General features: G+C 39.8%; 11 protein-coding genes. 10 read left to right on the top strand and 1 reads right to left on the bottom strand.

The genetic code is table 11. From position 1 onward, the window contains the following. The coding region (locus tag LBD46_08425) for a type I restriction enzyme HsdR N-terminal domain-containing protein (GenBank protein MDR2427184.1) at positions 1-229 on the bottom strand (229 nt) is incomplete at its 3' end. Between the two features lie 158 nt (positions 230-387). Here LBD46_08425 and LBD46_08420 point away from each other — a divergent pair. From LBD46_08420 to LBD46_08375, 10 genes are all read left to right on the top strand, one after another. Further along, the gene (locus LBD46_08420) at positions 388-1,044 is read left to right on the top strand and encodes a DUF1989 domain-containing protein (protein ID MDR2427183.1); all 657 of its coding nucleotides are present in this window, start codon (positions 388-390) and stop codon (positions 1,042-1,044) included. A gap of 159 nt (positions 1,045-1,203) precedes the next feature. After that, positions 1,204-1,923, top strand: a complete 720-nt coding sequence (locus LBD46_08415) for a DUF1989 domain-containing protein (protein ID MDR2427182.1) — start codon at positions 1,204-1,206, stop codon at positions 1,921-1,923. A 16-nt stretch (positions 1,924-1,939) separates the two neighbouring features. Beyond that, positions 1,940-2,581, top strand: coding sequence for a DUF1989 domain-containing protein (locus LBD46_08410; protein MDR2427181.1), 642 nt, complete (start codon positions 1,940-1,942; stop codon positions 2,579-2,581). Positions 2,582-2,631: 50 nt separating this feature from the next. Next, complete coding sequence (gene uca, locus LBD46_08405; GenBank protein MDR2427180.1) at positions 2,632-6,222, top strand: urea carboxylase; 3,591 nt, start codon at positions 2,632-2,634, stop codon at positions 6,220-6,222. Between the two features lie 31 nt (positions 6,223-6,253). Continuing rightward, on the top strand, positions 6,254-8,008 hold the full coding sequence (gene atzF, locus LBD46_08400) for an allophanate hydrolase (GenBank protein MDR2427179.1): 1,755 nt from the start codon (positions 6,254-6,256) through the stop codon (positions 8,006-8,008). Then, positions 8,005-8,331, top strand: coding sequence for a P-II family nitrogen regulator (locus LBD46_08395; GenBank protein ID MDR2427178.1), 327 nt, complete (start codon positions 8,005-8,007; stop codon positions 8,329-8,331). Before atzF ends, LBD46_08395 begins: the two co-directional genes overlap by 4 nt. Before the next feature lie 25 nt (positions 8,332-8,356). Beyond that, positions 8,357-8,716, top strand: coding sequence for a P-II family nitrogen regulator (locus LBD46_08390; GenBank protein MDR2427177.1), 360 nt, complete (start codon positions 8,357-8,359; stop codon positions 8,714-8,716). A 52-nt stretch (positions 8,717-8,768) separates the two neighbouring features. Then, positions 8,769-9,845, top strand: coding sequence for an ABC transporter substrate-binding protein (locus LBD46_08385; GenBank protein MDR2427176.1), 1,077 nt, complete (start codon positions 8,769-8,771; stop codon positions 9,843-9,845). A gap of 15 nt (positions 9,846-9,860) precedes the next feature. After that, positions 9,861-10,673 (top strand): ABC transporter permease, encoded by an 813-nt coding sequence (locus LBD46_08380; protein ID MDR2427175.1) that lies wholly within the window; start codon positions 9,861-9,863, stop codon positions 10,671-10,673. Further along, complete coding sequence (locus tag LBD46_08375) at positions 10,670-11,473, top strand: ABC transporter ATP-binding protein (GenBank protein MDR2427174.1); 804 nt, start codon at positions 10,670-10,672, stop codon at positions 11,471-11,473. The genes LBD46_08380 and LBD46_08375 overlap by 4 nt, the downstream gene beginning before the upstream one ends. Positions 11,474-11,480 lie beyond the last annotated feature (7 nt).

Raw genomic sequence — 11,480 nt, 5'->3', positions numbered from 1 at the left:
CTATAAATAGTATATCCCTGCTTACCTTTCTTTGCTTTTTCCCTCCGCTGTTTTTGGCTGTCACACTATTGACCAGTATTACCTCATCATCTATATCACCCGCAAACGGCGGATTTGCCGGACCCTTTAATTCCACTATTATATATGCCTGTCCAACACGCTCCTTTTCATATACCACTATGTCCGCCCTCTTTTTGCTGCTGCCCATCACTACTTCACTTTTTTTCATTCTTGTTAATTCTATAATATTTTTAAAAATATATACTATTGACAAAAAATTTAAAAATTGCTAGGCTAGAAAAAACTTAATAAAAGATGACAGCAAAGACGCTGAAGAAATTTGTTTTTTCTTCAGCGTCTTTATTTTTTGAAAAGGAAGTGATGAAAATGTCAATTTTTATAAAAATGGAAAGCGAAAAAAAAGAAGAAGAGTCGATATTTAATAAAGTTATTACATCTGGCGATGGGTGGTTCGGATTAATAAAAAAAGGACAGACTGTCCGCATTACTGACCTGCAGGGAAATCAGGCGGCGGATACACTTTTTTATGATGTCGCAGATCCAAGCGACCATTACAGTGCCGTTAAAACCATTGCCGCACAAAAAAATATTTATCTTACCACAGGTTCGATTTTACTTGCAGAATCCGGAAAACAGCTTTTGAAAATAACAGCCGACACATGCGGCAGGCACGACACTCTGGGCGGCGCATGTTCTTCGCAAAGCAATACCGTAAGATATGCGCATGAAAAAGATTATATGCACAACTGCCGCGATACTTTCATGCATTGTATATCGAACGTAAAACAATATTCAAAACGAGATTTGGCCGCAAATATAAATTTTTTTATGAACGTTCCGGTAACTGCACAGGGACAACTTTGTTTTGAGGACGGAGTTTCGTATGCAGGTGCATACGTAGAGATGAAAGCCGTGACCGATGTAATGCTTCTTTTAAGCAGCTGTCCACAGCTTAACAATCCATGCAACGCGTATAATCCTACTCCCGTAAAAATTGCCATATGGGAGGAAACAGATGTGTAGAAGAAATTTTCTCGAGAGTTTGAGCAGTATCAGCAAAATGTGCAGGTATAAAGCCGCTCGCATAGATGAACTACAACCTTTCCTTATCCTCTTTTTGTTATAACTGTTTATTTTTTATCACATTAAAACTTTAATTTCATATTCATGGAGGTATTTCCCGTGAAATCATTATTTTCTAAAACTTTTAAAAGCGGAGAAAAATGGTCTGCCGTTATAAGCAAAGGAAAAATTTTACGATTTACGACGCTTGAGGACGGAGCTAACGTATCTTTACTAATGTATAATGCTGATGATTTAAGCGAAAGGTACAATATGCCTGACACTTTAAAAGCCCAGCACATTGCCTTTCTTACCAAAGGCGACATAATGATGAGTGATAATGGACGCGCTATGGCAAGCATAATCGCCGATTCTACAAGCTGGATTGATACTATATCAGGCTGCAGTGACAAGAATCTTACTGAAGAAAAATACGGAAAAACCACATACCAGCAAAACGGCAATGACTATTACAGAAATGGCTACGACAATTTTGCTATAGAACTTGTAAGAAACGGATTGGGAATAAGAGATATTATGCCTAATGTAAACCTTTTTTCAAAAGTTTACTGCGACGATAAAGGAAATATGATATATGCTGCAAATCATTCGAAAGCTGATGACTACATAATGATAAGAACGGAGATGTCGATTTTGCTTATCTTATCGAATACGCCCAACCCGTTAGATACAAGTTCAAAATATCCTTCTGTTCAGGTAAAACTTGACGTTTACAAATCCGTTACTGTAGGAGCTGACGATATTTGCGTAAATAAATATCCTGAAAATAAAAGAGCTTTTGAAAACACTTGGGATTATTATGCGTTGAAGGAAGAATAAAAAATGGAGGATTTTTATGCCGTCTATAAAAAAAGAAAGTACAAAAATAGAAGAAGATGCCGTATTTAACATCATCATAGAAGCCGGCAGCGGATTGTTTAAACGGATAAATAAAGGACAGACTTTTCGCATAACCGACGTAAAAGGAGAACAGGGTGTCGATGTCTTTTTTCTTGACGCAGCCAATACATATGACCATTACAGCGCGGCAAAAACTGTTACCGCTCAAAAAAATATTTATCTTACATCCGGAACCATTTTATATTCCGAAGCCGGAAAAGCAATGCTTAAAATTACCGCCGACATTTGCAGGATGCATGACACTTTAGGCGGCGCATGTTCTTCGCAAAGCAATACCGTAAGATATGCGCATGAAAAAGATTATATGCACAACTGCCGCGACACTTTCATGCTTCAAATATCGGATGATGAAAGATATTCTAAACGCGACATAGGCGCAAACATAAACGCATTGACAAATGTCCCCGTGACTTCTGACGGAAAACTTTGGTTTGGCAAAAGCCCTTCTTACGCAGGCTGTTACATAGAAATGGAAGCGCTTATGGACATTATGCTTCTTATAAGCAACTGTCCTCAGATTAATAATCCATGCGCCGGATTTAATCCTACGGAAATAAAAGTTCATCTGTGGGACTGAAAAATCTGCTGTAATCAAAAAGTACAGCAATGACAAATTTGGAGATAATGATGTTTAAAAAAATTCTTATTGCAAACAGAGGAATAATCGCTGTTAGAATAGAAAGAACGCTTAAAAAAATGGGCATTAAATCTGTGTCGTTGTATACAAAGGCCGACATAGACAGCCTGCACGTACAGAACGCTGACGAAACTGTATGCATAGGCGAAGGCGGCTTAAAAGAAACTTATCTGAACGCAAATCTTATATTAAAAACAGCGAAAGAGACACAATGCGAAGCGATTCATCCGGGATACGGCTTTTTGAGTGAAAACGCGGACTTTGCTGAAGAATGTGAAAGAAACGGAATTGTTTTTATAGGACCCGCTCCCGAGCAGATGAGATTGTTCGGGCTTAAACATTCGGCAAGAGAAATAGCAAAAAAAGTGGGAGTTCCGCTTTTGGAAGGAAGCGGGTTGGTAGACAATATTGAGGAAGCGAAAAAAGCGGCTTTAAAAATAGGCTATCCCGTCATGCTTAAAAGCACAGCCGGCGGAGGTGGTATAGGTATGAAAATTTGCCGCGACGAAACACAGCTTTGCAAAAATTTCGATGAAGTTATGCGACTTGCCTCTTCCAACTTTAAAAATGGCGGCGTCTTTCTGGAAAAATATATAAAAAACGCAAGACATATAGAAGTACAGATTTTCGGCTTAAAAAGCGGAAAGATAGTAACTTTAGGAGAACGCGATTGTTCCGTTCAAAGAAGAAATCAAAAAGTAATCGAAGAAACTCCGGCTCCTAAAATAAGCATTGAAACCAGAAACAATCTTTATGCCGCCGCAAAAAAACTTGCTGGACAAGTGGGATATGTAAATGCCGGAACGGTAGAATTTCTTTACGATACCTATGACAAAAATTTTTATTTTCTGGAAGTAAACACAAGACTTCAGGTTGAACACGGCATAACCGAAGAAGTTACCGCAACAGATATTGTCGAATTGATGATAAAAGAAGCAGCGGGAGAACTTAATGAAATCAAAGATAAATATCCCGAAGGAACAAGCATAGAGGCAAGAATTTATGCCGAAGATCCGTTAGCAGATTTCCATCCTTCCTGTGGAAAGATCACGAAAGTAATTATCCCCGAAAACACACGTATTGAAACATGGGTGTGCGACAATCTTACAGTTTCGCCGCTTTACGACCCTATGCTTGCAAAAGTCATAGTAAAAGGATTAGACAGAAACGACGCTCTTAAAAAACTCAGGGAAGCTCTTTCTCAGATAAAAATATACGGCGTAGTTACGAATATAAATTACTTGCGTTCGCTTACATTTCAGGATTATTATGAAAACGCTTTACTTTCGACATCCGTGCTTAAAAACTTTTTTCCTAAGGAAAACGCTCTTGAAGTTATAGATGGAGGAATACAAACCACCGTTCAGGATTATCCTGGCATAACGGGATATTGGAACGTAGGCGTTCCGCCATGCGGGCCTATGGATATGTTTTCTTTCAGGCTAGGAAATAAAATTTTGGGAAATCCCGACGATGCCTGTGGACTTGAACTCACTTTAAGAGGCGGGATATACAAGTTCAGAAGCAGCTCTGTTTTCTGCATTACTGGCGCAGACATGAACGCAAAACTTGATGGAAAAACCGTCGAAACCTATACAGCGGTAAACGCTCAGATGGGACAAATTCTCGAATTTGCACAAGCGCAGAAAGGAATGCGTGCTTACCTGCTTGTAAGAGGCGGTTTTGATATAGCTAAAGTTTTAAACAGCCGTTCGACTTTTACACTCGGAAAGTTCGGCGGATATTCTGGAAGGGCTTTAAGAAGCGGTGACGTTCTTATGATAAACACCGATGAAACAGGAACAAATATTAAAATCAAAAAAAAACCGAAAAAGTTCGACAACAAATGGGAAATAGGCGTTATATGCGGGCCACATTGCGACGGTGAATTTTTAAAAAGTTCATTTTTGGATACTTTAAAAAAGTCAAAATGGAAAGTACACTTTAACAGTTCGCGCACCGGTGTGCGTTTGATAGGTCCCGTGCCGCAATGGGCGCGTTCTGACGGCGGGGAAGCGGGACTCCACCCTTCAAATATTCACGACACGGCCTATGCTGTAGGAACTTTGGATTTGACAGGAGACATGCCGATTTTACTTGGTCCTGATGGACCTAGTTTGGGCGGTTTTGTCTGTCCTGTAACTGTTGCAGCGGCAGAACTGTGGAAATTGGGTCAACTTCACCCGGGAGACGAAATAGTGTTTAAACTGCTGACACTAAAACAGGCGCAGGAATTAAGAGACAACCATGAAAAATTTTTTTCCGATATTGAAAAATATGACATAAAAGATACCGATATTTCTTCTGTTTACAGTTTATCCGAAGAAATCTATTCTAACTATCCGATACTTATAAGAGAAAATTCGTCACCTAAGCTTACTGTGCGCTGCGCAGGAGACAGATACCTCCTTGTCGAATACGGCGAAATGGTTTTGGATATTGTTCTGCGTTTTAAAGTTCACAATCTTATGAAAGCCGTTTCGGAATCAAACTTGCCGGTAATAGAAGTTACGCCCGGAGTAAGAAGCCTGCAAATTCATTTTGACACAACAAAAATATCTTTAGAAGACGCATTGAAAAAAGTCATAGAGTTAGAACATTCGCTTAAAAACAGCGGGAATGCAGAACTTCCTTCAAGAATAGTAAGAATGCCGCTTTCATGGAATGACCCAGCTGCCGAACTCGCCGTAGAGAGATACCATAAAAATGTCAGAACAGATGCTCCATGGTGTCCAAGCAATATAGAGTTTATAAGAAGGATCAACGGTTTGGAAACGGTTGAAGACGTAAAAAAAATCATATTTGACGCGACTTATCTGGTTTTGGGTTTAGGCGATGTGTATTTGGGAGCTCCGGTTGCGGTCTCGGTTGATCCTCGGCATAGGCTTGTTACGACAAAATACAATCCAGCAAGAACGTGGACACCCGAAAACGCAGTGGGTATAGGTGGAGCGTATTTGGGAATATACGGAATGGAAGGTCCCGGCGGTTACCAGCTTTTTGGCAGAACCATACAAGTCTGGAACGCTTTGGAAAGAAATACAAAAACGTTTTCCAATAAAAAACCTTGGGCACTTGATTTTTTTGACCAGATACGTTTTTATCCTGTGTCTGCTGAAAAACTTCTTGATATCAGAGAAGATTTTTTAAGAGGCAGATTTGAACTTGAAATCGAAAAAACGTCGTTTAACTTAAACAAATATTTAAAATGGCTCGATTCAATTAAAGACAGCATAAAAATATTTAAAGATAAGCAGCAGTCCGCGTTTGAAGATGAAAAGCTCCGATGGAAACTGCATGGAGTCGATAAATTTATTTCCGAAAATGACTGTGCCATTGGAACCGGTGAAGAAACCGTTCCAAAAGGCATGTCGGCCGTGCGCGCAGCAATGAGCGGAGTGATATGGAAAATAGCGGTTGAAGAAGGGCAAAGCGTTAAAAAAGGTGAAACCGTTATTCTTGAAGAAAGCATGAAAATGGAACTTTCTCAAATTGCGACCAAATCCGGCACTATAGAAAAAATATACGTCTCTACCGGCCAGCAGGTTAACGCCGGACAGCTTTTGGCGACAATAAAATAGTTTGCCGTCTAAATTATAAAAGGAAATGAAAATGTTACCTCAAAAAATTTCTATAAAATGGCTCAGACAACAATACGCATATGGGCATCTTACTCCGAGTCGGGTAATAGAAAGCATTATTAAACGCGCCAATGCAGATAAAAAAATGAATATATGGATATGCAAACCTGATATGAAATTTATACGACCTTATCTCAAACGTCTTAAAAAATCTAACTTCGACAAATATCCCTTGTGGGGAATACCTTTTGCGATAAAAGACAATATAGATCTTGCCGGCGTTTCGACAACAGCAGCATGTCCCGCATATTCATATATTCCAAAAGAAAGCGCCGCAGTTGTTGAAAATCTTATTTCTCAAGGTGCAATACCCGTAGGAAAAACGAACATGGACCAGTTTGCCACAGGATTGGTCGGAACACGTTCGCCTTACGGCGAGGTACATAACGCATTATGCGGCGAATATATAAGTGGTGGATCAAGCTCTGGTTCTGCCGTATGCGTTGCGCGCGGACATTCCGCATTTGCTCTCGGCACAGATACTGCCGGGTCGGGTCGGGTGCCTGCCATGTTAAACGGCATAACCGGTTTTAAGCCGTCGTTTGGAGCATGGTCGGTTAAAGGAGTTGTTCCGGCCTGCGAAACTCTTGACTGCGTAAGCGTCTTTGCAAATAACTTCGAAGACTGCGTTTCTGTGGACAATGCTGCACGCAAATACGAAAGTATGGACAAATGGTCAAGAGAAACACATCGTATTTTTTCACAAAAACCGAAATATTTATGTCTGCCAAAAAACAATCTTGAATTTTTTGGAGATTTTGCAAATGATTACGCTGCCTGTTGGAAAGATTTTGAAAAATCCGTAAAGAGTTTAGGCATTCCCATACATTATATAGATACAAATTTGTTCAGAAAGGCCGCAGAAGTTTTATACGGCGGTGCATATATAACTGAAAGATGGTCGGCTTTGGGAAAGTTTATAGAAAAACATGAAAAGAAAATTTTTTTGGTTACGAAAAAAATACTCGAATCCGGAAAATCCCCACAATTTAGCGCTTCGGAACTTTTTAACGTAATTCACAATTTAAAAGCGTACAAATGTAGAGTAAAGAAAATTCTTAAGGAAGGCGTACTTATTCTTCCTACGACAGGTGGAACATGGACAAGAAAACAAGTAAGAGAAAACCCCATCGAGACAAATAATAAAATGGGATTATACACAAGTCACTGTAATTTGCTTGACCTTGCCGCAATAGCCATACCTTTCGGCAAAACCTGCGCAGAAGAAAATGGCATTTGCATACCGTTCGGTATAACGGTTTTTTCTCTTGCCGATAAAGAAAGCTATCTTATTGCAATGGCAGAATTAATCGAAAATCTCAAGAAACGAGAAGTTACCGTAGCTGTTCACGGGGTTCATATGAAAGGTATGCCATTAAATAGCATCTTAACGGATATTGGCGGTGCATTTATAAAAAAAACAAAAACTGCCGAAGAGTACAGAATGTTTGCTTTAAACACCATGCCGCAAAAGCCGGGAATCGTAAAAGTCAAACGCGGCGGAAAATCCATTATAACGCAATTATGGAGCATTCCGCAGGAAAGTTTTGCAGAACTTGTGTGCAAGACTTTATCACCAATGGTTTTCGGTAAAATAAATCTTATAAACGGAGAAACCGCAGAAGGTTTTTTATGCGAACCGTATGCGCTTAAAGGTGCAAAGGACATAACTTCTTATGGCGGCTGGAAAGAATTTATAAAAACAAAACGGAGGAAAACAAAATGAAAATGGTAAAACTGATAGTGCGGCCGGAAAAAGCTTCCGACGTGCTGGCAAACTTGAGCAAAGCCGGTTTTTCTGCGGCAACAAGAGTGAGCATTCTCGGACGAGGCAAACAACGTGGAATAAAAGTCGGCGATATTTATTACGACGAAATCCCAAAAGAACTTATTATGATTGTCGTTGAAGACGAAAACGTGGCAAAAATACAAAAAATCATAATCGATACAGCAAAAACTGGAAAAAAAGGTTCTTTCGGCGATGGGAAAATTTTTATTACTCCGGTCGAGTCCGTAATAACGATAAGTACGGCAAGCAATACTCTTTAAAGCCGTAAAAACAGGACGGAAACTTATGAAAGAAATCATAGCAATAATAAGGCCATGTAAAAGTTATGAAACGAAAAATCTTCTTTCGCAAAAAGGGTTTTTCGCGTTGAGCAATTATACTGTTTTTGGAAAGGGGAGAGGTGCGCCGACGTCGGTAGTCATAAACGATATAGGCGAAGAACATAAAGAGATAAATGCGCCACAAATGCACGCGAAAACGCTGATAGACATGTACGTGAGAGACTGTGACGTTCAGACGGTCATCGATGTCATAATAAAAGCCAACAAAAGCGACACTCATGGCGATGGGAAAATTTTTGTGATTCCCTGTGAAGACGCTTACCGTATACGCACCGGAGAAAGAAAAGATAGTGCGATTTTATAAAGGCTGAATATACGCTCAATAAAACGCACAATTAAAAAAGGAGGAAGAGAAAATGAAAAAGCTATTTTATGCTTTTGTGGCATTGTTTTTAATGTCTGTTGTTACGTCGGGATTTTTGACAGGTTGTTCAAAAAGCCCGCAGGAAACATCAAACGGCATTTCTTCAAAAAAGATTAAGCTCGGAATCAGCGCTTTTCCAGGCTGGTTTGTGTATTACATCGCACAGGGCGAAGACTATTTTAAGAAAAATGGCGTTAACGTTGAACTCGTATGGTTTCCTGTTTATTCTGATTCGCTTCAGGCCTTTAACAGCGGCAACCTTGACATGCTTTGCATAGCGCTTCCGGATGCGCCAGCACCGTATATTAAAGGTACAAAGTTTAAAATCGTTGCTATAAACGATTTTTCTAACGGTGCAGACGGCATTGTCGCAAGAAGCGACAGGGGAATCAATTCGCTTATTGATTTAAAAGGAAAGAAAGTAGCCACAGAATACGGTACTATAGAACATTTCTTTTTGCTTAAAGCTCTTGAAACTGTCGGTTTGAAAGAAGCCGACATCAATCTCGTAAACATAAGTGTAGGTGATTCAGCTCCTGCAATCATATCTGGAGCGGTTGACGCTGCAGGATTGTGGGAACCAGCTTTAAGCATAGCATTGTCTGACAAAGGAATAAAACTTCTGTATGCTTCGAATCAAAACCCGGGACTTATACAAGACGTCACAGTTGCCACTGACGAACTTATCAAAAAAAATCCACAGATCGTTGCCGGAGTGATAAACGCTTTTCTTGACGCTATCGATTTCTATAAACAGAATCCTGATAAGAGTATCGAGTATATGAGGGTTCCCGCAGACGTTGACACGCAGACAATGAAAGAAATTATGGCAGGAGGCCGTATCTATGGGCTAAAAGATATGATTTCGGAAATGACCGATAAAAAAGACGATTATCTATATGGCCCTTATAACGCATACCAAAATGCGCTCTTTCTAAAAAGCGTAAATCTTATAGATGATGTTCCAGAAGACAAAGATTATTTCACAGCCATGTTTGACCCGTCATTTATCGAAGCTTTGGCAAAAACCAGACCTGTAACAGAAGGACCAAATACAAGTTTAAAATAATTAAATGTATGCAAAATGAAAAAAGGCGGTTTTATGCAGGGTCTGTTTAAAATAAGAAAAGATATAAATAAAAGAGCTTACCTTATCGCGGCTCTGTCTGCATTTGTAATATTGTTCGGCACATGGGCATTTTTCAGCATGAGCGGAATGGTGAAAGCTACAATACTTCCTACACCGCAAGCGGTAGCAGACTATATATTCAAAAGCATCGCCGACGGTACGCTGTGGAACAATATGAGCATAAGCGTTTTTAGAATCATGACAGGATTTTTTATAGCTGTTATATTCGGCGTGCCTCTCGGTATTTTATGCGGAACATTTAAAATATTTGAAAGTTTTATACAGTCAGTCTGCGAATTTGTACGCTATATGCCAGTGCCGGCTTTTATTCCGCTTGTAATGGTTTGGGTCGGGATAGGAGAAGAAGCAAAAGTTGCCGTGATATTTCTTGGGACGCTTTTTCAGATTATCCCAATGACAGCAGATAACGTGCGTTCTATCCCTGAAGATTTAATAAATGCAGCATACACTTTGGGAGCGGGAAGAATGCAGGTAATTATGAAAGTCATCGTTCCTGCAATTATGCCGAAACTTTTTGAAACCATGCGTATGATGGTAGGGTGGGCGTGGACCTATCTTGTGGTAGCGGAACTTGTCGCGGCAAATTCAGGTCTCGGCTACGCGATACTTAAAGCACAGAGAGTTCTAAAAACAGAAGCCATCTTTTCGGGAATTCTAATAATAGGAATTTTGGGCATTGTCACCGACAGAGCTTTTGCTTTTATAACCAAAAAATCTTTCCGCTGGGTCGAATGGGGGGATAAATGACCGGCATAAACGCAAATATTTTAAAAGGGCGCGTGGCGACTTCAAAAATTTATGCACGACATATTGAAAAAAAATATGAAAGTAAAAAACATTCTGTTACGGCTTTAGAGGATATTAATATCGAAATTCTGACAAACGAGTTTGTCAGCATTGTAGGACCTTCCGGCTGCGGCAAATCTACGCTTCTAAGAATTATAGGCGGACTCAACGACAAAACAAGCGGCAGAATAGTTTTAAATGATAAGATTCTTGAAGGCCCCGGAGCGGACAGAGGAATGGTTTTTCAAGGTTATACTCTGTTTCCTTGGCTGACAGTAGAAAAAAATATTGAATTCGGGCTTAAAATAAAAAAAATGCCAAAAGAAGAAAGAAAAAAAATAACAGACAAATATCTTACCAGAGTTGGTCTTTTAAATTTCAGAAATTCTTATCCTAAAGAATTGTCTGGAGGAATGAAACAGCGTGTCGCCATAGCAAGAGCTCTGGCAAACAGTCCCGAAGTTTTGCTTATGGATGAACCTTTCGGCGCTCTAGACCCGCAGACCAAAGCTTCCATGCAGCTTTTAATGCGGCGAATATGGCAAGAGGAACGCACAACGGTTATTTTTGTTACTCACGATATAGAAGAAGCGGTTTTTCTTTCCCAGAGAATTTATGTTATGGATGTGCAGCCGGGAAGAATAAAAGCCGACATTGCGGTTTATCTTCCTTATGAACGGAATTTGGATATTAAAGACGACGCCAAATTCATAGAATTGCGCAAAAGTATAAGTGCTTTAATTTCACACGACGACAATTAGCGGCTTG

The sequence above is a fragment of the Candidatus Endomicrobium procryptotermitis genome (assembly GCA_031279415.1).
GTDB classification, from domain to species: domain Bacteria; phylum Elusimicrobiota; class Endomicrobiia; order Endomicrobiales; family Endomicrobiaceae; genus Endomicrobium_B; species Endomicrobium_B procryptotermitis.
Note: the sequence above shows the minus strand (reverse complement) of the source record. Positions and strands in the feature narration are given on the sequence as shown.